Source organism: Thioclava sp. F34-6 (genome assembly GCF_002213235.1).
Lineage (GTDB): Bacteria > Pseudomonadota > Alphaproteobacteria > Rhodobacterales > Rhodobacteraceae > Thioclava > Thioclava nitratireducens.
The window spans coordinates 69,636-96,174 of the sequence record NZ_NBOA01000008.1; the positions used below are offsets into that span (position 1 = coordinate 69,636).

General features: G+C 65.0%; 25 protein-coding genes. 18 read left to right on the forward strand and 7 right to left on the reverse strand.

Annotated elements, in window-relative coordinates:
- Nucleotides 1–11 precede the first annotated feature (11 nt).
- From truB to rbfA, 3 genes are read right to left on the reverse strand one after another with little or no spacing between them, the layout of a single operon-like run.
- Nucleotides 12–914 (reverse strand): tRNA pseudouridine(55) synthase TruB, encoded by a 903-nt coding sequence (gene truB / locus B6V72_RS16900; protein WP_075776823.1) that lies wholly within the window; start codon nucleotides 912–914, stop codon nucleotides 12–14.
- Between the two features lie 52 nt (nucleotides 915–966).
- Nucleotides 967–1,716, reverse strand: coding sequence for a phosphodiester glycosidase family protein (locus tag B6V72_RS16905; protein WP_088736120.1), 750 nt, complete (start codon nucleotides 1,714–1,716; stop codon nucleotides 967–969).
- The gene (gene rbfA, locus B6V72_RS16910; protein ID WP_075776888.1) at nucleotides 1,697–2,128 is read right to left on the reverse strand and encodes a 30S ribosome-binding factor RbfA; all 432 of its coding nucleotides are present in this window, start codon (nucleotides 2,126–2,128) and stop codon (nucleotides 1,697–1,699) included. The genes B6V72_RS16905 and rbfA overlap by 20 nt, the downstream gene beginning before the upstream one ends.
- A 97-nt stretch (nucleotides 2,129–2,225) precedes the next feature.
- Between rbfA and dapB the strand changes: the two genes are divergently transcribed.
- Nucleotides 2,226–3,035, forward strand: coding sequence for a 4-hydroxy-tetrahydrodipicolinate reductase (gene dapB / locus B6V72_RS16915; RefSeq protein WP_088736094.1), 810 nt, complete (start codon nucleotides 2,226–2,228; stop codon nucleotides 3,033–3,035).
- 97 nt (nucleotides 3,036–3,132) lie between these two features.
- Here the strand turns inward: dapB and B6V72_RS16920 are convergent, their stop codons facing one another.
- Nucleotides 3,133–3,318, reverse strand: a complete 186-nt coding sequence (locus B6V72_RS16920; protein ID WP_075776821.1) for a DUF1674 domain-containing protein — start codon at nucleotides 3,316–3,318, stop codon at nucleotides 3,133–3,135.
- A gap of 80 nt (nucleotides 3,319–3,398) precedes the next feature.
- On the opposite strand from B6V72_RS16920, the gene B6V72_RS16925 reads away from it, so the two are divergent.
- The 10 genes from B6V72_RS16925 (at nucleotide 3,399) to B6V72_RS16970 (ending at nucleotide 15,932) form a co-directional block, all read left to right on the forward strand.
- Nucleotides 3,399–4,670: a transcription antitermination factor NusB gene (locus B6V72_RS16925; protein WP_088736095.1), complete on the forward strand. Its 1,272-nt coding sequence runs from the start codon at nucleotides 3,399–3,401 to the stop codon at nucleotides 4,668–4,670.
- An 86-nt stretch (nucleotides 4,671–4,756) separates the two neighbouring features.
- Nucleotides 4,757–6,478, forward strand: a complete 1,722-nt coding sequence (locus B6V72_RS16930) for a heparinase II/III family protein (protein ID WP_075776819.1) — start codon at nucleotides 4,757–4,759, stop codon at nucleotides 6,476–6,478.
- A gap of 64 nt (nucleotides 6,479–6,542) precedes the next feature.
- A complete protein-coding gene (purH, locus tag B6V72_RS16935) occupies nucleotides 6,543–8,129 on the forward strand; it encodes a bifunctional phosphoribosylaminoimidazolecarboxamide formyltransferase/IMP cyclohydrolase (RefSeq protein ID WP_088736097.1) in 1,587 nt (528 codons plus the stop codon).
- An 84-nt stretch (nucleotides 8,130–8,213) separates the two neighbouring features.
- Complete coding sequence (gene lspA / locus B6V72_RS16940; protein ID WP_088736098.1) at nucleotides 8,214–8,693, forward strand: signal peptidase II; 480 nt, start codon at nucleotides 8,214–8,216, stop codon at nucleotides 8,691–8,693.
- Nucleotides 8,694–8,764: 71 nt separating this feature from the next.
- Complete coding sequence (locus B6V72_RS16945; RefSeq protein WP_075776816.1) at nucleotides 8,765–9,316, forward strand: DUF3035 domain-containing protein; 552 nt, start codon at nucleotides 8,765–8,767, stop codon at nucleotides 9,314–9,316.
- A gap of 93 nt (nucleotides 9,317–9,409) precedes the next feature.
- A complete protein-coding gene (locus tag B6V72_RS16950; RefSeq protein WP_077701340.1) occupies nucleotides 9,410–10,792 on the forward strand; it encodes a pitrilysin family protein in 1,383 nt (460 codons plus the stop codon).
- Nucleotides 10,789–12,114, forward strand: a complete 1,326-nt coding sequence (locus B6V72_RS16955) for a pitrilysin family protein (RefSeq protein WP_075776815.1) — start codon at nucleotides 10,789–10,791, stop codon at nucleotides 12,112–12,114. The genes B6V72_RS16950 and B6V72_RS16955 overlap by 4 nt, the downstream gene beginning before the upstream one ends.
- Nucleotides 12,115–12,179: 65 nt before the next feature.
- Nucleotides 12,180–14,078: a DNA mismatch repair endonuclease MutL gene (gene mutL, locus B6V72_RS16960; RefSeq protein WP_088723419.1), complete on the forward strand. Its 1,899-nt coding sequence runs from the start codon at nucleotides 12,180–12,182 to the stop codon at nucleotides 14,076–14,078.
- Complete coding sequence (rmuC, locus tag B6V72_RS16965) at nucleotides 14,075–15,526, forward strand: DNA recombination protein RmuC (RefSeq protein ID WP_088736099.1); 1,452 nt, start codon at nucleotides 14,075–14,077, stop codon at nucleotides 15,524–15,526. The genes mutL and rmuC overlap by 4 nt, the downstream gene beginning before the upstream one ends.
- A gap of 61 nt (nucleotides 15,527–15,587) precedes the next feature.
- Complete coding sequence (locus tag B6V72_RS16970) at nucleotides 15,588–15,932, forward strand: DUF3775 domain-containing protein (protein WP_075776813.1); 345 nt, start codon at nucleotides 15,588–15,590, stop codon at nucleotides 15,930–15,932.
- 112 nt (nucleotides 15,933–16,044) lie between these two features.
- Here B6V72_RS16970 and B6V72_RS16975 read toward each other — a convergent pair whose 3' ends face one another.
- The gene (locus tag B6V72_RS16975; RefSeq protein WP_075776812.1) at nucleotides 16,045–16,731 is read right to left on the reverse strand and encodes a response regulator transcription factor; all 687 of its coding nucleotides are present in this window, start codon (nucleotides 16,729–16,731) and stop codon (nucleotides 16,045–16,047) included.
- 142 nt (nucleotides 16,732–16,873) lie between these two features.
- Here B6V72_RS16975 and ribA point away from each other — a divergent pair, with 142 nt between their 5' ends.
- Together ribA and B6V72_RS16985 are read left to right on the forward strand one after the other, a co-directional pair.
- Nucleotides 16,874–17,950, forward strand: a complete 1,077-nt coding sequence (gene ribA, locus B6V72_RS16980) for a GTP cyclohydrolase II (RefSeq protein WP_088736100.1) — start codon at nucleotides 16,874–16,876, stop codon at nucleotides 17,948–17,950.
- Complete coding sequence (locus tag B6V72_RS16985; protein WP_088736101.1) at nucleotides 17,950–18,504, forward strand: L,D-transpeptidase family protein; 555 nt, start codon at nucleotides 17,950–17,952, stop codon at nucleotides 18,502–18,504. The genes ribA and B6V72_RS16985 overlap by 1 nt, the downstream gene beginning before the upstream one ends.
- Here B6V72_RS16985 and B6V72_RS16990 read toward each other — a convergent pair.
- A complete protein-coding gene (locus B6V72_RS16990) occupies nucleotides 18,501–19,154 on the reverse strand; it encodes a YggS family pyridoxal phosphate-dependent enzyme (protein ID WP_088736102.1) in 654 nt (217 codons plus the stop codon). The genes B6V72_RS16985 and B6V72_RS16990 overlap by 4 nt on opposite strands.
- Before the next feature lie 99 nt (nucleotides 19,155–19,253).
- The gene (locus B6V72_RS16995) at nucleotides 19,254–20,210 is read right to left on the reverse strand and encodes a porin (protein WP_088736103.1); all 957 of its coding nucleotides are present in this window, start codon (nucleotides 20,208–20,210) and stop codon (nucleotides 19,254–19,256) included.
- A 350-nt stretch (nucleotides 20,211–20,560) separates the two neighbouring features.
- On the opposite strand from B6V72_RS16995, the gene B6V72_RS17000 reads away from it, so the two are divergent.
- The 5 genes from B6V72_RS17000 (at nucleotide 20,561) to B6V72_RS17020 (ending at nucleotide 26,504) form a co-directional block, all read left to right on the forward strand.
- Entirely contained in the window at nucleotides 20,561–21,106 is a 546-nt protein-coding gene (locus tag B6V72_RS17000; protein WP_088720537.1) for a DUF3576 domain-containing protein, read from the forward strand.
- A 152-nt stretch (nucleotides 21,107–21,258) separates the two neighbouring features.
- On the forward strand, nucleotides 21,259–23,817 hold the full coding sequence (gene leuS, locus B6V72_RS17005) for a leucine--tRNA ligase (RefSeq protein WP_088736104.1): 2,559 nt from the start codon (nucleotides 21,259–21,261) through the stop codon (nucleotides 23,815–23,817).
- Nucleotides 23,804–24,301, forward strand: a complete 498-nt coding sequence (gene lptE / locus B6V72_RS17010; protein WP_088736105.1) for an LPS assembly lipoprotein LptE — start codon at nucleotides 23,804–23,806, stop codon at nucleotides 24,299–24,301. The genes leuS and lptE overlap by 14 nt, the downstream gene beginning before the upstream one ends.
- On the forward strand, nucleotides 24,298–25,320 hold the full coding sequence (gene holA / locus B6V72_RS17015; RefSeq protein WP_075776804.1) for a DNA polymerase III subunit delta: 1,023 nt from the start codon (nucleotides 24,298–24,300) through the stop codon (nucleotides 25,318–25,320). Before lptE ends, holA begins: the two co-directional genes overlap by 4 nt.
- Nucleotides 25,317–26,504, forward strand: coding sequence for a TIGR03862 family flavoprotein (locus B6V72_RS17020; RefSeq protein ID WP_168173070.1), 1,188 nt, complete (start codon nucleotides 25,317–25,319; stop codon nucleotides 26,502–26,504). The genes holA and B6V72_RS17020 overlap by 4 nt, the downstream gene beginning before the upstream one ends.
- Nucleotides 26,505–26,539 lie beyond the last annotated feature (35 nt).

Here is a 26,539-nt window from a genome sequence, read left to right on the forward strand (position 1 = left end):
GGAAGGGCGCGTCAAAGATTGAAGACGCGGCTCGGATGGACCTCGCCGGATTTGTAGATGCCGACGGCAAGCGGTTTGCCCTCATGGCTCACCCAGACTTCCTCGCCCCATTCGGCGTCACCCGGCAGAACCATGCCCGGATTGCCGTTCTTCAGCCGCACCGCGCCCTCGGGCGTGGCTTTCAGCTGCACCAGATCGTCAAGACCAAGCTCCACAGGCAGCAGTTTCGCATCGAGTTCGGGCGTCTTTGCCAGTTCGTCGATCTCCGCCAGCGTGATCCCGTCGCTCGCCTCGAAAGGCCCCGACCATTCGCGGCGCAGCCAGAGGACGTGGCCGAGACAGCCCAGCTTCTGCCCCAGATCGCGCGCGATGGAGCGCACATAGCCGCCCTTGCCGCAAACCAGTTCCAGCTCGACCGTATCGGCATCGGGCCGGCCCAGCATCACGAGGCTTTCGACATAGAGAGGCCGCGCGGCGAGTTCCATTTCCTCGCCCGCCCGGGCCAGGGCATAGGCGCGCTCGCCATCGACCTTCACCGCGGAGAATTGCGGCGGCACCTGTTCGATATCACCTTCGAAAGCGGTCAGCGCGGCGGCGATCTCTTCATCGGTGGGGCGCAGATCGGAGGTCTCGATCACCTCGCCCTCGGCATCGTCGGTCTTGGTCGCAGCCCCCAGCCGCACCTGAAACCGATAGCACTTCAGCGCATCGGTGATGAAAGGCACCGTCTTCGTGGCCTCGCCCAGCGCCACCGCCAGAACCCCGGTCGCCGCCGGGTCGAGCGTGCCCGCGTGGCCCGCCTTCTTGGCGCCCAGCGCCCAGCGCACCTTGTTCACCACCGAGGTGGAGGTGATGTCCGCGGGCTTGTCCACGATCAACCAGCCGGAAATGTCGCGACCCTTCTTGCGTGCCATGAGGCCTCCGTAGTCAACAGGGGCCGCCTGCTAGCCCAAGCGGCGCGAGCCGTCAATCTCCAGCAGCGGGGTCCGCGGGCGCGATCAGCGCCACGATCGGCCCCATCGGCAGGCCCATATCCTCGCGCCCCTGGCCGGGAATGGTCAGCCGAGATATCTTTCCGTCGAGATAGAGCGCGTTGGGCACCTGCATCTTATCGCGGAAGAAACGGCCGAATTCGTGAAAGCTCACCGGCGCATCGGAGATCGCGAAATAGGCGGTCTTGCCATCGGCCGAGACACCCACCCCGTTGCGGATGTTCTTCGACGTTCCGTCGGCGAGGAATTTCGGATGCAGCGCGCCGTCGATCACCAGCATCGGCCCCGATTGCGTCGCATAGGTGCAGTCCTTCGGGTCAGCGGCGAAGGCGCGCGATTCCGTCACCGAGAATGTCTCGCCGATGCAGAAGACACCATTTGGCAGCAGGCCGAAATTGCCCGGCCCTTCGGAGGTGACGATCGAATGCAGTTCCTTGCCGTTCTCGATGAACAGGCCCACCGGCTTGCGATCGGGATGGTACATCCCCGCATTCATCGCGAAGATAACGCGGTCGCCTTTGGGGACGACTTCGGAAAGCCGCTCGGGCGTTCCGATCAGATTGCCATCGGGATCGTCGAGGAACAGCTTCAGGTCCTGCCCGAGCTGCGCTTCGCAGACCGTGTAGGTCACGCCGTCGAAGCTGCGATCCGCGCAAGGAGCGTCGGCCAGCGCAGGCGTGGCCAGCAGCATCAGCGCGGCAGCATTAGTTGCGATCGTCTTCATCGTCTTCGTCATCGTCCCGCGCAGCGATATCGCGCTGCACCGTCTCGTCCGAAAACATACGGCGCGTCTCGTCCAGCCGGTCATAAGTCTCGTCCAGCCGGAAGCGCAGATCGGGGCTGTATTTCGCGGTCATTTCTTTGCCCAGCAGACGCCGCAGCTCGCCCTTGTTGCGCGCGAGCGCCGCGATCAGCTCTTTGCCGCCTTCCCCGCCCAAGGGCGTGACATAGGCGGTCGCGACCTTCAGGTCTGGAGAGCAGCGCACTTCGCCCACCGTCACCGAGAAGCGGCTGAGATCGGGATCATGCACGTCGCCGCGCATCAGGAGGTCCGACAGCGTGCGTCGGATCAACTCGCCCATGCGAAGCTGACGTTGCGAGGGGCCATCGCCCGAGGAGAAACGGTTCTTTGCCATGGCGCTCACATAGGGCGTCTGCGGGTTTTGCGCAACGGGGGCTTTGCCAAGCGCGCCTGTGCAAGCTAGATAGCGCGAAACCGTGAAGGAGAAAGACATGAGCGACCTGCCGGGCATCGTGATCACCGGGGCGTCGGGCCGGATGGGCCAGATGCTGATCCGCACCGTGAGCGAGAGCGACAAGGCGCGCCTTTTGGGCGCCGTCGAACGCACGGGCCACGACTGGGTCGGACAGGATCTGGGCGAGGCGATGGGCGGCGCACCGAACGGCGTTATCGTGACCGACGATCCGCTGGAGGCGTTTTCCGGGGCGCAGGCCGTGATCGACTTCACCGCGCCTGCCGCCACCCGCGAATTCGCGAAGATCGCGGCGCAGGCACGCCTCACCCATGTGATCGGCACGACCGGCATGGATGACGATGACATCGCGGCGCTCAAGCCCTGTGCCCGTCACGCGGTGATCGTGCGCGCGGGCAACATGAGCCTCGGGGTGAACCTGCTCACCCAGCTGACGAAGAAAGTCGCACAGGCGCTCGATGCCGACTGGGATATCGAGGTGATCGAAGCCCATCACAACAAGAAGGTCGACGCACCCTCTGGCACCGCGCTGATGCTGGGCGAGGCGGCGGCGGAAGGCCGTGGCATCTCGCTCGAAGGCAATCGCGAGTCGGGCCGCGACGGTATCACCGGCGCACGCAAGCATGGCGCGATCGGCTTCTCGGCCATTCGAGGCGGCGATATCGTGGGCGAGCATGACGTGCTGTTTGCCGGCATGGGCGAGCGGATCATCCTGCGCCATGTCGCCACCGACCGTGCCATCTTCGCGCGCGGCGCGCTCAAGGCCGCGCTCTGGGGTCAGGACAAGCGCCCCGGCGAATACGACATGCTCGACGTGCTGGGGCTCTGAGTCACAGCAGTTTCGGATTGGCTCAAATATCCTGGGGGTGAGGCGCAACGCGCCGAGGGGGCGACGCCCCCTGCCCCGGCATCAAAGGGCGCCGCGATCAGAAGTCGATCGCGAGGCCCTTCTTCTCCCAATCGCCGTAGCGCACGGGCTCGGGACCGTCGCGACCGCCAAGCTCGGTCGGGAGTTCCGCCGCCTGCGCGTTCTTGCGGCGCTCCTCGGCTTCGGCGAGCGCGCGCAGGGCTGCGGGCGGCAAGTCGCGCTTATCTTCGGGCTGATCGGACATGGCGCGTCCTTTCTTGTCTGTGGATCGGGGCATGATATAGGCCTGCGCTTAAGCCGCAACAAGCCAGGAAGCCGCAGCCCATGTCCAGACCCGACCCCGCGCGCCGCGCAGCCCTTGGCCTGATCGTGGGCGTTCTCGAGGATCGCGAAAGCCTCTCCGAGCAAATCGGCGCGGAAGCGCTCGACGGGCTGGAGCCTGCGCAACGCGCTCGCGCCCAGCGCCTCGCGACGACGACGCTGCGCCATCTGGGCCGCGCCGACCGGATTCTCAAACCGCATCTGCGCCGTCGCACGCCGACAGACGTGATGGCGATCCTGCGGCTGGCCACGGTCGAGCTGCTGGAGGAAAAGCAAGCCCCGCATGGCGTCGTCGATGCCGCCGTGACGCTGGTGAAATCGGCCGGGCCGAAGTTGCAGAGCTTCTCGGGACTGGTGAATGCCGTGCTGCGCAAGGTCTCCGAGGAGGGCGATAAATGGGCCACGACGCCTGCGCCCGAAATGCCGGGCTGGCTGCGCGGGCGCGTCATGTCGTCCTTCGGCAAGAAGGCCGCGCAGGCGATGGAAGTTGCGCATCTGGCGGGCGCACCGCTCGATCTGAGCGTGAAGGACGAAGCCGCAGGATGGGCCGAAACACTGGGGGCGACGCTTCTGCCCACTGGGTCGCTGCGGCTGACCGATCCGGGCAAAGTGTCCGAGCTAGCCGGTTTCGAAGACGGCGCGTGGTGGGTACAGGATGCCGCCGCCGCGCTGCCCGCGAAACTTTTGGCCCCTGAGGCGGGCGCACGGGTGCTCGACCTTTGCGCAGCCCCCGGCGGCAAGACGCTGCAACTCGCCGCGATGGGGGCCGATGTGACCGCCCTCGACATTTCCGAGGCGCGGCTGGAGCGGCTCGCGGAAAACCTCGACCGGACGCAGATGGAGGCCGAGATCGTCGCCGCCGACGCGCTCGAATGGGAGCCGGATGCGCCTTTCGACGCGATCCTGCTCGATGCGCCCTGCTCGGCCACCGGCACGATCCGCCGCCATCCCGACCTGCCCTTCATCAAGGACGGCACCTCGATCAAGCCGCTCTTCGCGCTTCAGGAACAACTCCTCGACCGCGCGCTGCAATGGCTCAAACCCGGCGGCATGCTGGTCTATGCGACCTGCTCGCTTCTGCCCGAAGAGGGTGAGGCGCAGATCAAGGCGGCGCTCACCCGGCATCCGGACCTCACCGTGATCCGCCCCGATCTGCCCGGCATCAATCCCGCGTGGATCACCGAGGAAAGCGGGCTGCGCCTGCGGCCCGATTTCTGGCCTGATCTCGGGGGGATGGACGGATTCTACATGGCGCGACTGCAACGCTCTGCGTGAACTGGCACCGCAGGCGGTGACAGCGCGCCTGCCTCCCAGTAACGTGACCGCATTCCCCGACAGAAGGGCATGCAAGCGGCGACGGAATGGGCAAGGACAGAACCCGATCATCGGCAAAATTCGGCATGGCGCTGAACCGACTCGCTGCTGCGCGCGCGGGCCGTGCGCAAACCGTGACCGGCTTCGTCAGCCAGCCGGAACCGCGCACGATCGGCTCTTATGCCAAGGGGCGGCAACTCGTTCAGGGCAATTTCCTGTTCGCCGGCTTCCTGATCGAAGGTCCGGGGGTCAATATCTGGGATCTGCCGATGCCTGACCCCGCGTTCGAGGATGCGCTTCACGGTTGCGGTTGGCTGGACGATCTCGCCGCGCTGGGCACCCGCGAGGCCCGGATCCGCGCGCAGGATTGGGTCTTCGGCTGGATCGACCGCTTCGGCGACGGCAAAGGGCCGGGCTGGACGCCCGATCTGACCGGGCGCCGCCTGATCCGCTGGATCAACCACGCGGTCCTGCTTCTGAACGGGCGCGAGCGCGTGGATGCCGACCGCTTCTTCCACGCCTTGGGCAAGCAGACGATCTTCCTTTCGAAGCGCTGGTCCGGCGCGGTGCAGGGGCTGCCCCGGTTCGAGGCGCTGACCGGTCTCGTCTATGCGGGACTTGCGCTGACCGGGATGGAGCGGCACGCCGCCCCCGCGCTCGAGGCGCTGTCGCGCGATTGCGCGCAGGAAATCGACGCGGAGGGCGGGATCGCCAGCCGGAACCCCGAGGAACTGCTCGAGATCCTGACGCTTCTCAACTGGGCAGCCGAGGCATTGGAAACGGCGGGGCGCACGCCGCCGGGTCCGCTCCTCGATGCGATCGCTCGGATTGCGCCCACCCTACGCGCACTGCGCCACTCCGATGGGGCGCTGGCGCGGTTTCACGGCGGCGGACGCGGCCCCGAAGGGCGGCTCGACGCAGCGCTCTCGGCGACCGGCATCCGCAGCGTGCGGCGCGAACCGATCGCGATGGGCTATGTGCGAATGCAAGGGGGGCGCGGCTCTCTCATCATCGACGCGGCGCGACCTCCGCAGGGCGAGGCCTCGGCCAATGCCCATGCGTCGACGCTGGCCTTCGAGCTGACCTCCGGTCGTCGCCCGCTGATCGTCAATTGCGGCTCGGGCGCGCAGTTCGGCGCGGATTGGCACCGGGCGGGCCGGGCCACCGCCAGCCATTCGACCCTCTCGATCCGCGGCTATTCCTCGTCGCGCCTCGGCCCCGAGCGCCTCTTCGGACGGGCGCCGCGCGCCTTTCTCGACAAGACGCCGAAAAACGTCTGGTTCAAGCCCGACGACCTGTCCGAGACCGGGATGATCTTCGGCCATGACGGCTATGCCGAGACCCACGGCATGTCGCATATCCGCGAGCTGGACCTCTCCGTCGACGGGCGCGAATTGCGCGGGCGCGACACGCTGGGCGCGATGACGCCTCAGGATATCGAGCGCTTCGACCAGATCTTCGAGCGTGAAGGCCTGCGCGGCATTCCCTTCGACATCCGCTTTCACCTGCATCCCGATTGCGACGCGGCACTCGATCTGGGTGGCACCGCCGTTTCGGTCGCGCTGCGCACCGGGGAAATCTGGATTTTCCGCCATGACGGGGTCGCCGATCTGGCATTGGAACCCTCGGTTTACCTGGAAAAAGGGCGCATTCGCCCGCGTCCTGCACAACAGATCGTGCTTTCCAGCAAGGTTCTGGACCGGGCCTGCCAGATTGGCTGGACCTTTTCGCAAGCACGCGATAACCCCTCGGCCATCGACGCGCCCTGACCTTGGGGCAGATCCCCCAAGGATGGCCGGGCGCCCCTGACCTGAGCCTTGCGAGGAGCTGCCCGTGACCCGCCCGATCCCCCTGACCCGTGCGCTGATTTCCGTTTCCGACAAGACCGGACTGGTCGACTTCGCCCAAGCGCTTGCTGCGCGCGGTGTGGAACTGCTATCCACCGGCGGCACCGCCAAAACCCTGCGCGAAGCTGGCCTCAGCGTGCGCGACGTGGCCGATCTGACGGGCTTCCCGGAGATGATGGACGGTCGCGTTAAGACGCTCCACCCGAAAGTGCATGGCGGCCTGCTGGCGCTGCGCGACAACGAAGAACACCTCGCCGCGATGGAAGCGCATCAGATCGAGGCGATCGACCTGCTGGTGGTGAACCTCTACCCGTTCGAGGAAACCGTGGCGAAAGGCGCCGATTACGACACCTGCATCGAGAATATCGATATCGGCGGCCCGGCGATGATCCGGGCTGCGGCGAAGAACCACGCGTTTGTCTCGACCGTCGTGGATGTCGAAGATTACGCCGCCGTGCTGGAAGAGCTCGACGCGAATGATGGCGCGACCTCTTACCCGTTCCGCCAGCGCCTCGCCCAGATCGCCTATGCGCGCACCGCGGCCTATGATGCCGCCGTCTCGACCTGGATGGCCGGCGCCATCGGCGAGCAGACCCCGCGCCGCCGCGCTTTCGCGGGCACGCTCGCCCAAACGCTGCGCTATGGCGAAAACCCGCACCAGTCGGCGGCCTTCTACCTCGACGGTACGAACCGGCCCGGCGTCGCGACAGCGAAGCAGCTGCAGGGCAAGGAACTGAGCTACAACAACATCAACGACACCGATGCCGCCTACGAGCTGGTCTCGGAATTCGGCACCGAGAAGCCCGCCGTCGCGATCATCAAGCACGCCAATCCCTGTGGCGTGGCGACCGGCGAGACCGTGATCGAGGCCTATAAGCGCGCCTTCGACTGCGATCGCACCTCGGCCTTCGGCGGCATCATCGCGCTGAACCAGACGCTCGACGCGGCGACCGCCGAAGAGATCACCAAGATTTTCTCCGAAGTCATCATTGCGCCCTCGGTGGACGAGGCGGCGAAAGAGGTTATCGCGAAGAAGAAGAATGTGCGCCTTCTCGAAACCGGTGGCCTGCCCGACATCACCGCACCGATCACGACCTATCGTCAGGTCGCGGGCGGTTTCCTCGTACAGGACAAGGACAACGGCGTGATCTCGCTGGACGATCTGAAAGTGGTGACCGAGCGCCAGCCCTCCGAGCAGGAGCTGAAAGACCTTCTGTTCGCGTGGAAAGTCGCGAAACACGTCAAGTCGAACGCGATCATCTACGTCAAGGACGGCGCGACCGTCGGCGTGGGCGCAGGCCAGATGAGCCGCGTCGACTCGACCCGGATCGCGGCGCGCAAAGCGGAAGACATGATGGAAGCCGCTGGTCTGAGCGTGACTCCCACCAAGGGGTCAGTCGTGGCCTCGGACGCCTTCTTCCCCTTCGCCGACGGCCTGATCACCGCGGCTGAGGCAGGCGCCACCGCGATCATCCAGCCCGGCGGCTCGATGCGCGATCAGGAAGTGATCGACGCGGCGAACGAGCGTGGTCTCGCGATGGTCTTCACCGGAATGCGCCATTTCCGCCACTGATCCGCCCGTATCTTTGCGTAGCCCGGTGGATGCCGGGCTGCACCTTCTGGCATGAAGACGTGACGAGAAACAAACGAGGGCCAGATGCGGCTAGCAGCGAAAGTGACAGCGGGCGTCCTGCTCCTCGACCAGGTGTCGAAATATATCGTGGTGCAGGGGATGCATCTCGACCAGCGCGGCGCGATCGACGTGGTGCCGCCCTACCTCAACTTTCGCATGGCATGGAATCGCGGCGTCAATTTCGGCCTGTTCTCCGGCGAAACCGACTGGATGCGCTGGGTGCTGATTGTCGTCGCGCTGGTGATTTCGCTCTGGGTCTGGGTCTGGATCGCGCGTGAGCCGCATTCGCGCCGGGTGAATATCTCGGCCGGGCTGCTGGTCGGTGGCGCGCTCGGAAACGTCGTCGACCGGCTCGTTTACGGCGCGGTGGCGGATTTTCTCAACATGTCGCTACCGGGTTGGGAGAACCCCTATTCTTTCAACGTGGCAGATGTGGCGATTTTCCTCGGCGCTGTCGGTCTGGTGCTGTTCACCGGCAAGGACCATCGCCCCAACGAAGGCTAGCCTGTTTTTCGCAGGTGACGACGCTCCAATGTTGCGTTAAGACGGGGGCGGAACTGGCAAGGGAGTGGTTCATGCAGGCGAAGATCGGCACGCTCGGACTCGCGTTTACAGCGGTACTGACGCTGGCTGCCTGCGGCAATTCCCGCGACCCCAGCCTGATGAATCTGCGGTCTTCGCACCAAGGCCCGGACGAATTCGGCGTAATTCCGACGAAGCCGTTGGAGATGCCGGAGAATCTGGATGCCCTGCCGCCCCCCACGCCGGGCGGCGCGAACATCACCGATCCCACGCCCGAGGCTGATGCCGTCGCCGCTCTTGGCGGCAATCCGCGCCGCCTCGATCGGAACGGCCAGGTGCCGACGTCGGATCGGGCGCTCGTCTCCGCGGCTTCGCGTTACGGCAGCCAGGCGGGCATCCGCCAGACCCTCGCCGCCGAAGATTACCAGTGGCGCAAGGATCACGACGGTCGCCTGCTCGAACGTCTGTTCCAGGTTTCGGTCTACTACAAAGCCTACAAGCCGATGGAGCTCGACCAGTCGGCAGAGCTCGAGCGCTGGCGCCGTCTCGGCGTCGTCACCCCGGGCGCCCCGCCCTCGGGTGAAGCGCAGCAAGCGGTCAAGTAATCCGAAAAATCATCACGAGAACGTCACCGGCGTTTGCACGCGAAGCGAGAGTGCTTATCTTCGCCGAAACTGTGTCTTGTGAGGAGTTGGGCATTGCGTGCATTCCTGTTCGCCCTGCTGACATTGGCAGGTCTGAGCCCGGCGGTGGCCGGTGACGTCTCTACTTTCGAGTTGGAAAACGGTCTGAAAGGCGTCGTGATCGAAGATCACCGCGCGCCCGTCGTGGTCCATATGGTCTGGTACAAAGCCGGATCGGCCGACGAGAAGCGCGGCAAATCCGGCATCGCGCATTACCTTGAACACCTGATGTTCAAGGGCACCGACACCATGGCCCCCGGCGAGTTGTCGAAGACGGTCGCCGCCAATGGCGGTTCGGACAACGCCTTCACCAGCTTCGATTACACCGCCTATTTCCAGCGCATCGCCGCGGACCGACTGCCGCTGGTGATGAAGATGGAAGCGGACCGGATGCGCAATCTGCGTATCTCGCCCGACGACGCGAAGACCGAGCTGCAGGTGATCCTGGAAGAGCGTGCGCAGCGTACCGATTCCAACCCGCAGGCGCTGTTCAACGAACAGGAGCGCGCCGCCCAGTTCCTCAACTCGCCCTATGGCACGCCGGTCATCGGCTGGCGCAAGGAAATGGAAGGCCTGACCCGGCAGGACGCGCTCAAGTGGTATCACGAATATTACGCGCCCAATAACGCGGTACTCGTGGTCGCGGGCGATGTGAAGCCCGACGAGGTGAAGGCGCTGGCCGAGAAGTATTACGGCAAGCTGAAACCGACCGAGGACCTGTCGCCCCGCGCCCGCCCGCAAGAGCCGCCGCAACGCGCCGCGCGCCACCTGACCTTCGAGGACGCCCGCGTCGCCCAGCCCTATCTGGTCCGCACCTATCTCGCCCCCGAGCGCAATCCGGGCGATCAGAAGCGCGCGGCCGCCCTGACCGTTCTGTCGGAGATTCTCGGCGGCAATCAGGCGACTTCCGTACTTGGCCGAAAGCTGATCTACGGCGACGGCACCGCGATCTACGCGTCGAGCTACTATGACGGCATGTCGATCGACCCGACGACGTTCAACCTCTCGGTCATGCCTGCCAAGGATGTGAGCCTCCCCGAGGCCGAAAAGGCACTCGACAAGGCGCTGGCGCAATTTCTGAAGGAAGGCATCGACCCTGAGCAATTTGCCCGCATCAAGACGCAGGTGAAGGCCTCCGAGATCTATTCGCGCGACAACACCCAGGGCCTCGCACGGCGCTATGGCGAAGCACTGGCCTCGGGCTTCACGGTGAAGGATGTCGAGGACTGGCCGGACGTTCTGATGTCGGTGACCGAGGAGGACGTGATGGCCGCGGCCCGCGATCTGTTCCAGAACAAGTCCTCGGTGACGGGCTATGCCAAGCGTCCCGATGACGCCCCCGCCGAGACTGCGGCCCCCGCCGCGCCGCCCGTGACCGCGCAGGAGATCACGCAATGATCCATACCCGTTTCCCGATCACAGCGCGCCTCGTGATGGCGTCGCTCTTCGCCTTCGTGCTGGCCCTGCCCGCCCGCGCGATCGACATTCAGCAGGTCACCTCGCCCGGCGGCATCAAGGCGTGGCTGGTGGAGAATCACGACATCCCCTTCACCGCGCTCGACATCGCCTTCCGGGGCGGGGCGAGCCTCGATGCCAAAGGCAAGCGCGGCGCGATCAACCTGATGACCGCCACGCTCGAAGAAGGCGCGGGAGAGAAGAACTCGCAGCAATTCGCCGAGGCCGAGGAAGCACTGGCCGCACAGTTCGGCTTCGATGTGGGCGACGACTCGCTCGACATCTCGGCCCGGATGCTGACCGAGAACCGCGACAAATCCGTGGATCTTCTGCGCGAGGCGCTGGTCAATCCGCGTTTCGATCAAAGCGCAATCGAACGCGTGCGCCAGCAGGTGCTCGCCGTGATCGCGTCGAGCAAACAGGACCCGAACGACATCGCGGGCGAGAAATTCCGCGAGATCACCTATGGCGATCATCCCTATGGTAGCTCGCTCAACGGCACCACCGAGAGCGTGAAGGGCCTGACGCGCGAGGACCTGTTCGAGGCCAAGGACCGTGTGATGACCCGCGATCACATGGTGGTCTCCGCAGTGGGCGACATCACCCCGGAAGAACTCGGGCCGATGCTCGACAAGCTGCTGGGCGATCTGCCCGCCAAGGGCGCCGACATGCCACCCCCCGCGGATCCGAGCTTCAAGGGCGGCGTGACTACGGTCGATTTCGACAGCCCGCAATCGGTGGTGATGTTCGGCCAGAAGGGGATCGGGCTGAAAGACCCCGATTTCTTCGCGGCCTATGTCCTCAACCAGATCCTCGGCGCGGGCGGGTTCTCGTCGCGCCTGATGGACGAGGTGCGCGAGAAACGCGGCCTGACCTATGGCATCGCCTCCTATATCGTCGACAAGGATCTGGCGAAGACTTGGCAGGGCAGCTTTGCCTCCGCCAATGAGAAGGTCGCAGAGGCGATCTCGGTCGTGAAAGAACAGTGGAAAAAAGCGGCGACCGGCAAGGTCACCGACAAGGAGCTGGAGGACGCCAAGACCTACCTCACCGGTGCCTATCCGCTGCGTTTCGACGGCAATGGCACGATCGCGGGCATTCTCACGGGGATGCAGCTCAACGACATGGCGCCGAGCTATATCGACACCCGCAACGACAAGGTGAACGCGGTCACGAAGGAGGATATCCAGCGCGTGGCCAAGCGCATCCTGAACCCCGACAACCTGACCTTCGTCGTCGTCGGACGCCCGCAGGGCCTGAACTGATTTCGCTGGGGATAGCTGGCGCGAATCTCTTTAGATGAGCGCCGCGCCATGCTATCCCTAGTGGAATGAACCAGCACAACCGCAATATCGGCGCGTCTGAGCGTCCCGTGATCCGGCAGCTCGATGACGCTGCGGCAAACCGCATCGCGGCAGGCGAAGTGGTCGAACGTCCGGCATCGGCGGTGAAAGAGCTTGTGGAGAACGCGCTGGACGCGGGCGCCTCGCGGGTCGCGGTGGAATATTGCGATGGCGGCAAGACGCTGATCCGCGTGACCGACGACGGCTGCGGGATGACCGCCGAGGATCTGCCGCTGGCGCTCTCGCGCCATGCCACCTCGAAGATCGACGGCTCGGACCTTCTCAACATCCACACTTTCGGCTTTCGCGGAGAGGCGCTGCCCTCGCTCGGCGCGGTCGGACGGCTGACGATCACCTCGCGCGTCGATGGTCTCGACGCCTTCCAGATCAGCGTGGCGGGCGGCCAGATCGGCCCGGTGAAACCGGCGGCGCTGAACCGGGGCACCGTGGTCGAGCTGCGCGACCTGTTCTTCGCCACGCCCGCACGTCTGAAATTCATGCGCACCGACCGTGCCGAGGCGCAGGCGATCGCCGATGTGATGAAACGGCTGGCGATGGCGGAGCCCTATGTCAGCTTCACCCTCACCGATGTGTCCAACGGCAAATCGCGCGAGATTTTCCGCGCCGATGGCGAGCAGGGCGAATTGTTCGACGCGCTGTCCGAGCGTCTGGCCCGGGTGATCGGGCGGGCCTTTTCGGACAACGCGGTGAAGATCGACGCTGAGCGCGAAGATATCCGTCTGACCGGTTATGCCGCGCTGCCCACCTATTCGCGCGGCGCGGCGGTGGAGCAGTTCCTCTTCGTCAATGGCCGCCCCGTGCGCGACAAGCAGCTGACCGGGGCACTGCGCGCGGCTTACATGGATTTCCTCAGCCGCGAGCGTCACCCCGCCGCCTGCCTGTTCCTGACCTGCGAGCCCGAGCGCGTCGACGTCAACGTCCACCCCGCAAAGGCCGAGGTCCGCTTCCGCGAGGCCGCGACCGTGCGCGGGCTGATCGTGACGGGGCTACGCCATGCGCTGGCGCAAGCGGGGCATCGGGCGTCCTCGACCGTCTCGGATGCGACGCTCGGCGCGATGCGGCCCGAACCGACCGCCGATCAGCCACCGCGCATTTACCAGATGGATCGCCCGAGCCTTGGCGCGATGCGGTCGTCCTACTCCGCGCAGGCGCCGCTGCCCGATCCGGCCTATCAGCCCCCATCCTACCCGCAGCCGTCCTTCCAAGAGGCCCCTGCGCCCAGCTTCGACTATGCGCCCTCGGCGCGGGCCGAGGCACCGGCCCCCGCAGAGCCCGCGCTGACCGAAAAGCCCTTGGGGGCTGCCCGCGCGCAGGTGCATGAGAATTACATCATCGCCCAGACCGAGCGCGGCATCGTCATCGTCGATCAGCACGCGGCCCATGAGCGGCTGGTCTATGAGAAGCTGAAGGGCCAGATGGCCGAGAACGGCGTGCCCGCGCAGGCGCTGTTGATCCCCGAGATTGTGGAGCTTTCTCAAGGCGACGCCGCGCTGCTCCTGGAACATGCCGACGCGCTTTCCCGCCTTGGGCTGACCATCGAACCCTTCGGCGGCAGCGCGATTGCGGTGCGCGAGACCCCTGCCGTTTTGGGCGAAATCAATGCCGAGGGGCTGCTGCGCGACGTGCTCGACGAGCTGTCCGATCTGGGCGACAGCCAGTTGGTGCAGGCCAAGATCGAAGCGGTACTCAGCCGCATGGCGTGCCACGGCTCGATCCGCTCGGGCCGCCAGATGCGCGCCGACGAGATGAACGCGCTGCTGCGCCAGATGGAGGCCACCCCCCATTCCGGCCAATGCAACCATGGGCGTCCGACATATGTCGAACTGAAGCTCAGCGATATTGAAAGACTGTTTGGCCGCACATGATCCAGCTCGGTTCCCTCACGCTCGACCTTAACGATCCCGTGGTTCAGGCTCTGATCGGCGCAGTCGTCGTCGCGCTGATCTTCGCCGGGCTGTGGCTGTCTGCGCGCAAGCGCGCGGCGGAACTGGATGCCGATCTTGCCGAGGCCGAACCTTACCGCGAAGAGGCTCAGAACCTGCGCGAGGCGCTCGCTGCCTCTGAAGCTGCGGCAGAACGTCTGCACGAGGTCGAAGCCACACTGGAGCGTACGCGAAACGCGCTCAACGACGAATACCGGGCGCGCGTTGCCAAGTCCGAGGCTTATGAGAGCCTGCAGCGCGAACATGCGGCGCGCCTCGAAGAATTGCGCGGCATGAAGAAGGAGATCGAGGATCGGTTCTCCTCGGTCGCCTCCGGCGTGCTGCAGAAGAACTCCGAGGCTTTCCTGGCGCTCGTCTCGGAACGGTTCAAAACCCATGAGAAGACCGCGAAGGAGGAACTCGACCGCCGCCGCGACGCGATCGAGCATCTGGTGAAGCCGCTCAACACCCGGCTCAACGAGTTCGGCGAGCAGATCCAGTCGATCGAGAAGGCCCGCAACGAGGCTTACGGCGCGATCCATGCGCAGGTGAAGACGCTGGCCCAAGGGCAAGCGCATCTGGGGCAGGAGACCCGCAAGCTTGTGCAGGCGCTACGGGCGCCGAAGACGCGGGGGCGCTGGGGCGAAATGCAGCTGCGGCAGGTCTTCGAGATGGCGGGGATGTCCGAGAACGTGGATTTCCACCTCGAGCAGCATTTCCAGACCGATGCAGGCGCGCGCCGTCCCGATGCGATCGTGCATATCCCCGGCGGCAAGAGCATCGTGATCGACGCCAAGACCCCGCTCGAGGCTTATCTCGATGCGCTGGAGGCGGAGACCCCGGAACTGCAGAACGCGGCCATCACCCGCCACGCGCAGCAGGTGCGTCAGCATGTGAAGCTGCTGTCCTCGAAATCCTATCAGGACCAGCTGCACGAGACGCCCGATTTCGTCGTCATGTTCATCCCCGGCGAGACCTTCGTGGCCGCCGCCGCCGAGGCCGATCCGGGCCTTATCGAATACGCGTTCGAGAACAAGGTGCTGATCGCCTCGCCGACGACGCTGATGGCGCTGGTGAAAGCCATCGCCTATGGCTGGCAGCAGGAGAAGATGGCCCGCAACGCCATCGAAGTGCAGAAGACCGCCAAGGATCTCTACGAGCGGATCAAGACCTTCGGCGGCCATGTCGAATCCGTCGGCAAGGCGCTGACCCGCTCGGTCGAGAGCTACAACAAGGCGGTGGGCTCGCTGGAAAGCCGCGTGCTGCCTTCCGCCCGCCGCTTCGAACAGATGGGCGTCGTGCCCGATGGCGGCACGCTGGAGACGCCCGCGCTGGTCGACAGCCATCCGCGCGCGGTCTCCGCCCCGGCGCTCGTGCAAGAGGAAGACTGACACCTATTGCCGCTTGCGCAAAAGAGGGCGGAGGCGCAAACTCAAGCCTCAGGAGGGATACATGCTCACCATCAGCCCCGCCAAAATCGCCCATGTCATCATCCGCGCCCGCAAGTTCGACGCGGGCGTGCCCGGCTCCGGCCAAGCCCGTGAGCTGCGTGCCTTCATCGCCGCGCTGAACGAGGATGAGCAAGCAGGTCTGACTGCGGTGATGTGGGTCGGGCGCGACACTTATGACGCGTCGGAACTGGATGAGGCGATCGCCACCGCCAAGGCCGAGGCCACCGCGCCCACCGAAGATTACCTGCTGGGCAATCCGATGCTGGCCGATCATCTCGAAGACGGGCTGAATGCGCTTGGTATCTCGCTCGAAGAGGCCGAGGAAGACATCTACCCCACGGTCTGAGCCGCGCATCCCAAGCGCCGCATAAGGAAAAGGCGGCCCCCGCAGGAGCCGCCTTCCTCATTTCCAACCTTGGCGCGCGTCACGCAGCCCATGCCGCGCGAAACGCTTCAGTTCAGGCCACCAGACGATAGCCGCCCGATTCCGTCACCAGCAGGCGTGCATTCGAGGGATCGGGCTCGATCTTCTGACGCAGGCGATAGATATGCGTCTCGAGCGTGTGGGTGGTGACACCCGCATTATAGCCCCAGACCTCGTGCAGCAGCACGTCGCGCGGCACCACGCCGTCGGTCGCGCGATAGAGGAACTTTAGAATATTGGTTTCCTTCTCGGTCAGACGCACCTTGCGGTCCTTGTCGTCGACCAGCATCTTCATCGCGGGCTTGAACGTATACGGGCCGAGCTGGAATACGGCGTCTTCAGACTGTTCATGGGTGCGAAGCTGGGCGCGCAGACGGGCCAGAAGCACCGGGAACTTGAAGGGCTTGGTGACGTAGTCGTTGGCGCCGGAGTCGAGGCCGAGGATCGTATCGGCGTCGGTGTCATGCCCGGTGAGCATCACGATCGGACATTTCACACCGCTTTTGCGCAGCTTCTTGCACAGTTCACGGCCATCGGTGTCGGGAAGGCCCACATCCAGAACGACGAGGTCGTAAAGCGTCGATTTCGCCTTATCTACAGCTTCGTGACCATTGCTGGCCTCGAACACCTCGAAATCATCGGTCGCGACGAGCTGCTCGGCGAGCGCCTCGCGCAGATCGTTGTCATCGTCAACCAAAAGGACCTTCTTCAATGATGCCATGTCCTGAGCCTCCATTTGCGTTTGACGAATAGCTGTTGCCCTTTCACAGCGATGGCAAGGGTGGTGAAACCTATCTCACGCTGACGTGTCGAATCACCGGCAGATATTTCAATTTGTTACAGTCGAGGCTATCTCAGAGCGCATGACCGGTACCTATTTCCTCGGGCCGAGCCCGGCTGAACGACTGAATCGCGCCCGCGCCGATCTGCGCATGGGGCTGCCCGTCTTGCTGTCAGATCACCTCGCGGTGGCGGTCGAAACGCTCTCGCCCGAGCGGCTGGCGGCGTTGCGCGCGCTGGGGCCGTTGACGCTGGTGCTGACCGCGCGCCGGGCCGAGACGCTGAAAGCCCGGGTCTATGACGCCGATATTGCCCGGATCGAAGTGCCTGCAGACGCCGATCTGCTCTGGCTGCGCGCGCTCGCCGATCCGGCAGACGATCTGCGCGTGCCGATGAAAGGCCCGCTCAAGGCCCTTCGCGGCGGCGATGCGGATCTCTCCCGTGCCGCTATCCGGCTGGCAAAGTCCGCCCAGCTTCTGCCCGCAGCGCTGATGGTCGCAGCGCCCGACCCCACGCCGACGGATCTGACCTGCATCACCGCCGAAGAGGCGCTCGCCGCTGCCGACATCCCGCAGGCTTTCGCCCCGGTCTCTGCCGCGCGCGTGCCGATGCGCGCCGCCGAAGCGGGGCGCCTGCATATCTTCCGCCCCGACAATGGCGCCGAGGAGCATTACGCGATCGAGATCGGTCGCCCGGATCGCTCGAAACCGGTTCTCGCACGGCTGCATTCGGCCTGTTTCACCGGCGACGTTCTGGGCTCTCTGAAATGCGATTGCGGCCCGCAGCTGGACGCGGCGCTGACGCTGATGGGGCATGAGGGCGCGGGCATCCTGCTCTACCTCAATCAGGAGGGGCGCGGGATCGGGCTTGCCAACAAGATGCGCGCCTATTCGCTGCAAGATCAGGGATTCGACACGGTGGAGGCGAACCACCGCCTCGGCTTCGAGGATGACGAGCGCGATTTCCGGATCGGCGCGGCGCTGCTGCGCAAGCTCGGGTTTTCGCAGGTGCGGCTGCTGACCAACAACCCCGCCAAGGTTGCGATGCTGGAGGCCAACGGCATCGACGTGACCGAGCGCGTGCCGCTGAAGGTCGGCATGAGCCGCCATAACGAAAACTACCTGGCCACCAAGGCGGCGAAATCGGGGCATATCCTGTGATGCGCCTGACGCCCACGGGCCTGCTGTTTCGCGGTCGCCGTTTCCCGGTCGAGATCGGCCGCGGCGGCATCACCGGCAGCAAGCAGGAGGGCGACGGCGCGACCCCCTCGGGGCGGCTGCACATCCTGCGGATGTTCTACCGCGCGGATCGAATTGTCGCGCCTCAAGACTGGGCCGAACCGATCGGGCCGCGCGATCTGTGGTGCGACGCCTCCGAGGATTCGGCCTATAACCAATTGGTTCGCCCACCCTACCCCGCCTCGCATGAGGCGATGCGGCGCGCCGATCCGCTTTACGACATCGTACTGGTCACCGATTGGAACTATCCGCAGGCGCAGGCAGGCAAAGGCTCGGCCATCTTCCTGCATCAGCGCCGCCGCGCGGGCTACCCTACCGCAGGCTGCCTCGCCTTCCGCCGGGACCACCTGATCTGGATCGCGCAGCATGTTGCACCGGGCGAACCGCTCGACATTCCAATTCGGCTTGGAGGAAATATCCTCCGGGGGTCCGGGGGCGGAAAGCCCCCGGCGCTCGACGCCCGGGACAAAGCTTAGGAATAGTCGCGCGCGCCGAAGATTGCCGAACCCACGCGCACATGGGTTGCGCCCGCCGCGATCGCTTTCTCGAAATCCGAGCTCATCCCCATCGAGAGACCGTCGAGCCCGTTGCGCCCGGCCATCTCGGCCAGCATCGCGAAATGCGGCGCAGGGTCTTCGGATTCGGGCGGGATGCACATCAGCCCGACGACCGGAAGATCCTTCGCCCGCATGTCCGCGACGAAAGCGTCGACATCATCGGGCAGCACGCCCGCTTTTTGTGGCTCCTCGCCAGTATTGACCTGAATGAAAAGATCGGGAGAAGCCCCGCGCGTCTGCGCCAGATTGGCCAGCTTCTTGCCCAGCGAGGGCCGGTCGAGCGTGTGAATCGCCTCGAACAGCTCCACCGCCAGCTTCGCCTTGTTCGACTGCAGAGGCCCGATCATGTGGACCTCACAGCCGGGAAATTCCTCGCGCCAGGCGGGCCATTTGCCTTGCGCTTCCTGCACGTAGTTTTCGCCGAAGAGCCGATGCCCTTCGCGCAGAACCGCCTCGACTCGCTCGGCGGGCTGAACTTTCGACACGGCGATCAGCTTCACCGATCCCGCGTCGCGCCCTGCCTCGTCTTCCGCTTTCGCAATCCGCGCCTGAATCTCGCTCAGTCCCATCTGGCCCTCCCTCGTCAGCGCGCCCAAGAAACACCGAAGGACCTAAAAAGAAAAGAGCGGGCGCAAGGCCCGCTCTTCCCATCGTTCTGTCCCGAAGGATTAGAACGAGAACTTCACGCCGAGGTCGGCTTGGGTGTCGGTGCCGTCGATGTCGCTGTCTGCAACACCACCGACGATCGAAGCGCCACCGCCCAGATCGTACGCAGCGCCGAGGCCGTAAGCGGTGCCTTCAGCGCCGTCCGAGTCTTTGGCGTAGTTGACGTAAGCCATGACCGAGGTCGCACCGAAGACCGAAGTCGCGCCGATGCCGTAACCTTTGTCGAGGGTGTTGCTGCCGCTGCCGTCCGCATAGTAGGCTTTGACCGAGGTGTTGCCGAACTGAGCAACACCCGAGATCATTGCTTGCTTCGCGTTCGAACCGGTCGTCGGGTCGACGATCTCGTAGCCCAGGCCAACGGTGTAGTTACCGAAGGTGTAAGCGCCGGCAACCGCGTACTCCTGATTCACACTGGTCGAGCCAGCTTTGCCGTCCGACATCGACGCCGCGACCGAGAACGCACCGAAGGTGCCGGTGTACAGCAGGTTCGGGCCCGAGTTGTCGGTGCTATCAACAACCATGCCGCCGTTGTCGCCGGTCAGGTACGGGATTTCGTTCGCACCCACGTTGTTGCGATCACCGAACGCGGTCGAAATGTTGCTGAGGCCAGCACCGTCGAGGTCGGTGTAGCCGACTTCCGGCAGGTCGCCGAACAGAGCTTCCGGAGCGCCGACAACGTCGCCCATCGAGAGCTTGCCGAATGCGCCGGAAATGTAGACCGAAGCAGCGGTGCCGCTGGTCGCTTTCGAAGCTTGGTCAGCGCGGACCGAGCCACCGAACTCGAGGCCACCGTCGGTGGTGCCCGAAGCGGTGAACGAGACGCGGATACGGCTCGAGAAGTTCCAGTCGGAGCCGTTATACACGACACCCATGCGGCCGTCGCCGCCAACCGAGACCTCAGCGGCAGCGATGCCAGCCGAGAACACGAGCGCGGTCGTCGCGAAGAGAACCTTTTTCATCGTTTTCCCTCATTGTCTTACAGGTAACCCCCAACCTGGGGAATCCGAAGTTGGGTATGACGGTGTTTTCTCTCCCCACCCCTTTTATTGCAACTCAAAGCGCCCGCCCCGGTCGAATAGGGTGTTTGATGGTGCAGACATGTCACAGTAACGTCAGCCAGCCTTTGCAGCCTTTCCTTGCCACCGCCTCGCGAGAGCCCTCATGTGCGTGTATAGCGGCACAAGACCCGCGAATGGCAGCGGGCCGATCGGGCGAATTCCGGGGCGAAAAGGGAAAAACCTTGTCGGGCTTGGGGCCATGGGCTAGAGAAAAGGCAACCAATGACGCAGGCCGACGGGGACAGCTTCGCATGACTTCCAGAACCCTTTTGAAACGCACGGCAATTCTGGGCCTGTGCCTCGCGCTCGCAGGCTGCGGCAAGGGTATCTCGAGCGGCAACATCTTCTCGGGTAGCGGTGGGACCCCCGCGCAGCGCGACGCTAATCAGCTTAGCCATATGGCAGGCACCAACGAGGCCGTTGCCGACGGGCCCTCGCGCCGCGTTCAGAAGAAATCCACCGTTTGGGACCTCTTCAGCGGCAAGGGCGATCCGAACATCACCGTCGAGGTGAACAAGTATCTCTGGCAGGCTTCGCTCGAAGTGCTCGACTTCCTGCCGATTCAAGAGGTTGACCCCTTCTCCGGCGTCATCGTGACCGGCTACGGCACCCCGCCGGGCGGCGGTCGCGCCTACAAAGCCACTGTTTACGTCACCGATCCGGCGCTCGATGCGCGCTCGCTGAAAGTGTCGATCCGCACCCGGGGCGGAGCAGTTTCCGCCGATACGCAGCGCGCCGTGGAGAACGCGATTCTCACCCGCGCACGTCAGCTGCGGGTCCGCGACTCACAACTCTGATCCCGAAAGTCGACCGCAGGACGCATTCAGATCCCCGCCCGAGCCAGCCTCCGGCGGGGATATTTCTGTCCAAATGAGCGCGGCGGCTGGACCTCGCCCCCAAGGCCAGTGTAGCAAGCTCGCGCAGAATTCGACGTGATGAGGGGCCCGACATGGCACGCTACGAACCGAGCCAGAGCGAGACGAAATGGCAAGAGGCCTGGAACAGGGCGGATCTCTTCGCCGCGCGCCGTGATCCGGCCAAGCCGAAATATTACGTCCTCGAGATGTTCCCCTACCCGTCGGGCCGCATCCATATGGGCCATGTGCGCAACTACACGATGGGCGACGTCGTCGCGCGCTACAAGATGGCGAAGGGCTTTTCCGTGCTGCATCCGATGGGCTGGGATGCTTTCGGGATGCCCGCCGAGAACGCCGCGATGGACAATGGCGGTCACCCGAAGGACTGGACCTACGGCAATATCGCCGTAATGAAGGACCAGATGAAGCCGCTGGGCCTCTCGATCGACTGGTCGCGCGAATTCGCGACCTGCGACCCGGACTATTACGGCCAACAGCAGGCGATGTTCATCGACATGCTCGAGGCCGGTCTCGTCTATCGCAAGAACGCGGTGGTGAACTGGGACCCGGTCGACATGACCGTGCTTGCCAATGAACAAGTGATCGACGGCAAGGGCTGGCGCTCTGGCGCCGAGGTCGAACGCCGCGAGCTGACGCAGTGGTTCTTCAAGATTTCCGACTATGCCGAAGAACTGCTCGACGCGCTCGACAACCTGAAAGACTGGCCCGAGAAGGTGCGCCTGATGCAGGCAAACTGGATCGGGAAATCGCGCGGCCTGCAATTCGCCTTCTCGACCGTCGATGCGCCGGAAGGTTTCGACCGGCTGGAGGTCTACACGACCCGCCCCGACACGCTGCGCGGTGCGAGCTTTGCGGCGATCTCGCCCGATCATCCGCTCGCCAAACATCTGGAACGCCACGATCCCAAGGTCGCGGAATTCGTCGCGAAATGCCGCGCGGGCGGCACGACAGAAGAAGCCATCGAGACTGCCGAGAAGCTGGGGATGGATACCGGCATCAAGGTCCGCCACCCGCTCGACACGAGCTGGGAACTGCCGGTCTATATCGCGAATTTCATCCTGATGGATTACGGCACCGGCGCGATCTTCGGCTGCCCGGCGCATGACGCGCGCGACTTCGAATTCGCGACGAAATACGAGCTGCCGATCACGCCCGTTTTCGAGCCGCTCGAAGGTGACTATCCCGACGCCGAATACGTCCCGCTGAAATCGGAAAAAGTCCGCTATATCCGCGGCTTCGCGGGCGACGAAGTGCAGACCGGCGAAGAGGGCGTCGCAACCGCGATCGCCTTCTGCGAGGAAAACGGCATCGGTCAGGGCGTGACCAAGTTCCGCCTGCGCGACTGGGGCCTGAGCCGCCAGCGCTACTGGGGCTGCCCGATTCCGGTCGTGCATTGCGAGACCTGCGGCGTGGTGCCGGAGAAGAAGGAAAACCTGCCCGTCGAGCTGCCTTACGACGAGGACGGCCAGAAGATCGACTTCTCGATACCTGGCAACCCGCTCGACCGTCATCCCAGCTGGCGCGACTGCACCTGCCCGAATTGCGGCGGGCCGGGTCAGCGCGAGACCGATACGATGGATACCTTCGTCGATTCGAGCTGGTATTACGCGCGCTTCACCTCGCCCGGTGCCGCCACGCCGACCGATCCGGCCGAGGCCGAGTATTGGATGAACGTCGATCAATATATCGGCGGCATCGAGCATGCGATTCTTCACCTGCTCTATTCGCGCTTCTATGCCCGCGCGATGCACAAGACCGGCCACCTGCCAGCGAAAGCGATCGAGCCGTTCGATGCGCTGTTCACACAAGGCATGGTGACGCACGAGATCTACCTCACGCGCGACGCCAAGAATCGCCCCGTCTACCACCTCCCCGAAGAGGTCGAGGACGGTAAGCTGAAGGCGACCGGCGAAGCGGTCGAGACCATCCCCTCGGCCAAGATGTCGAAATCGAAGAAGAACGTCGTCGATCCGATGAACATCATCGCCGAGTTTGGGGCCGATACCGCCCGCTTCTTCGTGATGTCCGACAGCCCGCCCGAGCGGGACGTGGAGTGGACCGCCGCTGGCGCCGAAGCCACGTCGAAATTCCTCGCCCGCGTGCACCGCATTGCCGACGATATCGCCAATTCGGATGCGCCCGCGAACGAGGCCGAGGATACGGCGCTGCTTAAGGCCACCCACAAGGCAATCGACGAGGTCACCAAATCGATCGAGGGCTTCACCTTCAACAAGGCGGTCGCGACGCTCTACGGCCTGACCAACACGATGTCGAAATCGAAGGCCGGGGCCGAGACCAAGCGCGAGGCGATGAAGCTGATGGCGCAACTGATGGCGCCGATGGTTCCGCACCTCGCCGAAGAGGTCTGGTCGATGCTGGGCGGCGAAGGTTTCGTGATCGCAGCCCCTTGGCCAGAGGCGGACCCGGCCCTGCTAGTCGAGGATTCGGTGACGCTGCCGATCCAGATCAACGGCAAGCGCCGCGCCGAGATTTCGGTGCCCAAGGACATGCCGAAGGAAGAGGTTGAAAAGCTGGTTCTGGCCGACGAAGCTGTGGTCAAGGCGCTGGCCGGTGGCCAGCCCAAGAAGCTGATCGTTGTGCCGGGGCGGATCGTCAATGTGGTCATCTGACAGACGCGGATTTCTGGGGCTCGCGGGGGCCGCTGGCCTGCTCGCGGGCTGCGGCTTCACCCCGGCCTACGGGCCTCAGGGCGGGGCTGCGAAGCTGCTCAAAGGGGTCGAACCGGCTGCGCCCACGACGCGCGACGCCTTCGCCCTCGTTCAGCAGCTGAATGCCCGGCTCGGCCCGTCGCAGGCCACCCGCTACCGGCTCGATTACAAGATCGACACCGAGGCGGTCGGTCAGGGCATCTCGCCCGACAACGCGACGACGCGCTACCAGTTGAACGGCACTGTGGATTACACGCTGCGCGATGCGGCCGATAACGCCGTGCTGCTGACCGGGCGCGTCACCTCCTTCACCTCGTGGTCCGCAACCGGCACCGTGGTCGCCTCACAGGCCGCGCAGGAAGACGCGCATCGCCGTCTGATGGTGATCCTTGCCGATCAGATCGTGACGCGCCTGCTGTCCCAAGCACCGAGCCTTCCGGAATGAAACTGACCGGCGTAGCAGCGACCCGCTATTTCGCCAAACCCGAGCCAGAGCGCACCGGCCTGCTGATCTTCGGGGGCGATGCGATGCGCGTGGCCCTGCGCCGTCAGGAAGTCATCGCCGCACTGATCGGCGCAAAGGGCGAAGAGGAGATGCGCCTGAGCCGGATCGCGGGCGGCGATCTGCGCAAGCAACCCTCGCTGCTGCTCGATGCGATCAAGGAGGTCGGCTTCTTCCCTGGCCCGCGCGTGGCCTTCGTCGAAGACGCGACCGACGCGGTGGCCGATGCAGTGAAAAACGCGCTCGACGCATGGCGCGAAGGCGATGCGCAGATCGTGATCACCGCAGGCTCGCTCGCCGCGAAATCGAAGCTGCGCAAAGCTTTCGAGGGTCACAACAACGCCTATTCTGTAGGGATTTACGACGACCCGCCGAGCCGCGAGGAAATCGAGGATATCCTGCGCCGCGCCGGTCTGCGCGACATCTCGAACGACGCGATGACCGATCTCGTGGCGCTGTCGCGGGCGCTCGATCCGGGCGATTTCCGCCAGACCGTCGAGAAGATCGCGCTCTACAAATTCGGTGACACTACGCCGCTTGCCCCTGCCGATGTGGCTGCCTGCGCGCCGTCTTCGGTCGAGGCAGGCGTCGATGACGTGCTCTCCATCGTGGCCGAGGGCCGCGCGCCCGAGCTTGGTCCGGTTATGCGGCGGCTGGAAAGCCAAGGGGTGCAACCCGTGCAGCTCGCCATCGCCGCGATGCGCCATTTCCGCGCGCTGCATGCCGCGGCCTCCGACCCGCAAGGCCCCGGTGCAGGCATCGCCCGGATGCGTCCGCCGATCTTCGGCCCGCGCCGCGACCGGATGCAGCGGCAGGCGCAAAGCTGGGGCATGTTCAAGCTGGAGACCGCGCTGAAGGAACTGGTCGAGACCGACCTGACCCTGCGCTCCGCCAGCCGCGCGCCGCAGATGGCGGTGATGGAGCGCGCGCTGATGCGGCTCGCGATGCTGGCCCGGCGGTGAGCGCGGCGGCGAAATCCGCGCTCGTCATCGGTGGCGGCCCGGCGGGACTGATGGCAGCCGAGGAACTGGCGCGGGCCGGTGTCGCCGTGACATTGGCAGAGGCCAAGCCGACGCTCGCGCGCAAATTCCTGATGGCGGGAAAGTCCGGGCTGAACCTGACCAAGGATGAGCCGCTCGACGTCTTCCTGTCCCATTATTCCCACCCGCAGATCGCCGCGATCACGCGCGCGTTCGGCCCCGAGGCGACGCAGAGTTTCGCCCGCGATCTTGGTATCGAGCTGTTCACCGGCTCCACCAGTCGGGTCTTCCCGACGGTGATGAAAGCCTCGCCGATGCTGCGCGCCTGGATCGCGCGGCTCGAATCTCTCGGCGTCACGATCCACACCCGCTGGCGCTGGCAGGGCTTCGACGGCGACGCGCTGATCTTCGACACGCCCGAGGGGCGCCAGAGCCTGAGCCCCGATGCCACGATTCTCGCGCTTGGCGGCGCAAGCTGGCCGCGGCTTGGCTCGGATGCGGCATGGGCGCCTTGGCTGAGCGCGAAAGGCGTAAAGATCGCCCCCTTTGCCCCCGCCAACATGGGGTTCGAGATCGACTGGTCAGCGCATATGGCAAACCAGCTCGGCCAGCCCGTGAAAGGGGCCGCGCTGATCACGCCGACCCGGCGCACGCGCGGGGAATTCGTGATCTCGGAGCGTGGCCTTGAGGGCGGCGGCATCTATGAACTTTCCGCCGAATTGCGCGAAGGCGCGCCGCTGAGCCTCGATCTCGCCCCGGATCAAAGCGCCGAAGACCTTGCCGCACGGCTTGCGAAGATCCCGCCCAAACAGAGCCTTACGAACCGCCTGCGCAAAGGCGCGAAGCTGGACCCGGTGAAACTCGCGCTCGCTCTGGAATGGGGACGCCCGCTACCCAAGGACCCGACGCAACTTGCGACAACGCTAAAATCCTTGCCCGTGCCTCTCGGCGCGCCGCGCCCGATCGCCGAGGCGATTTCCAGCGCGGGCGGCATCGCGTGGGACAGCCTCACCGACGATCTGGAACTGACCGCCCTGCCCGGCCTCTACGCCGCAGGCGAAATGCTCGACTGGGAGGCCCCGACGGGCGGCTATCTGCTGACCGCCTGCCTCGCCTCCGGCCGCCATGCCGGACGCGCCGCCGCGCGACAGCTCGCTTCTTCTTGATAGAAAATCCCGGGGGAGGTCCGTAGCACCGGGGG

What these genes read in the sequence shown, in the direction of transcription:
- truB (WP_075776823.1), bottom strand. Translation starts at nt 914, where the DNA reads ATGGCACGCAAGAAGGGTCGCGACATTTCCGGCTGGTTGATCGTGGAC.
- B6V72_RS16905 (WP_088736120.1), bottom strand. Translation starts at nt 1,716, where the DNA reads ATGAAGACGATCGCAACTAATGCTGCCGCGCTGATGCTGCTGGCCACG.
- rbfA (WP_075776888.1), bottom strand. Translation starts at nt 2,128, where the DNA reads ATGGCAAAGAACCGTTTCTCCTCGGGCGATGGCCCCTCGCAACGTCAG.
- dapB (WP_088736094.1), top strand. Translation starts at nt 2,226, where the DNA reads ATGAGCGACCTGCCGGGCATCGTGATCACCGGGGCGTCGGGCCGGATG.
- B6V72_RS16920 (WP_075776821.1), bottom strand. Translation starts at nt 3,318, where the DNA reads ATGTCCGATCAGCCCGAAGATAAGCGCGACTTGCCGCCCGCAGCCCTG.
- B6V72_RS16925 (WP_088736095.1), top strand. Translation starts at nt 3,399, where the DNA reads ATGTCCAGACCCGACCCCGCGCGCCGCGCAGCCCTTGGCCTGATCGTG.
- B6V72_RS16930 (WP_075776819.1), top strand. Translation starts at nt 4,757, where the DNA reads ATGGGCAAGGACAGAACCCGATCATCGGCAAAATTCGGCATGGCGCTG.
- lspA (WP_088736098.1), top strand. Translation starts at nt 8,214, where the DNA reads ATGCGGCTAGCAGCGAAAGTGACAGCGGGCGTCCTGCTCCTCGACCAG.
- B6V72_RS16945 (WP_075776816.1), top strand. Translation starts at nt 8,765, where the DNA reads ATGCAGGCGAAGATCGGCACGCTCGGACTCGCGTTTACAGCGGTACTG.
- B6V72_RS16955 (WP_075776815.1), top strand. Translation starts at nt 10,789, where the DNA reads ATGATCCATACCCGTTTCCCGATCACAGCGCGCCTCGTGATGGCGTCG.
- mutL (WP_088723419.1), top strand. Translation starts at nt 12,180, where the DNA reads ATGAACCAGCACAACCGCAATATCGGCGCGTCTGAGCGTCCCGTGATC.
- rmuC (WP_088736099.1), top strand. Translation starts at nt 14,075, where the DNA reads ATGATCCAGCTCGGTTCCCTCACGCTCGACCTTAACGATCCCGTGGTT.
- B6V72_RS16970 (WP_075776813.1), top strand. Translation starts at nt 15,588, where the DNA reads ATGCTCACCATCAGCCCCGCCAAAATCGCCCATGTCATCATCCGCGCC.
- B6V72_RS16975 (WP_075776812.1), bottom strand. Translation starts at nt 16,731, where the DNA reads ATGGCATCATTGAAGAAGGTCCTTTTGGTTGACGATGACAACGATCTG.
- ribA (WP_088736100.1), top strand. Translation starts at nt 16,874, where the DNA reads ATGACCGGTACCTATTTCCTCGGGCCGAGCCCGGCTGAACGACTGAAT.
- B6V72_RS16985 (WP_088736101.1), top strand. Translation starts at nt 17,950, where the DNA reads ATGCGCCTGACGCCCACGGGCCTGCTGTTTCGCGGTCGCCGTTTCCCG.
- B6V72_RS16990 (WP_088736102.1), bottom strand. Translation starts at nt 19,154, where the DNA reads ATGGGACTGAGCGAGATTCAGGCGCGGATTGCGAAAGCGGAAGACGAG.
- B6V72_RS16995 (WP_088736103.1), bottom strand. Translation starts at nt 20,210, where the DNA reads ATGAAAAAGGTTCTCTTCGCGACGACCGCGCTCGTGTTCTCGGCTGGC.
- B6V72_RS17000 (WP_088720537.1), top strand. Translation starts at nt 20,561, where the DNA reads ATGACTTCCAGAACCCTTTTGAAACGCACGGCAATTCTGGGCCTGTGC.
- leuS (WP_088736104.1), top strand. Translation starts at nt 21,259, where the DNA reads ATGGCACGCTACGAACCGAGCCAGAGCGAGACGAAATGGCAAGAGGCC.
- lptE (WP_088736105.1), top strand. Translation starts at nt 23,804, where the DNA reads ATGTGGTCATCTGACAGACGCGGATTTCTGGGGCTCGCGGGGGCCGCT.
- holA (WP_075776804.1), top strand. Translation starts at nt 24,298, where the DNA reads ATGAAACTGACCGGCGTAGCAGCGACCCGCTATTTCGCCAAACCCGAG.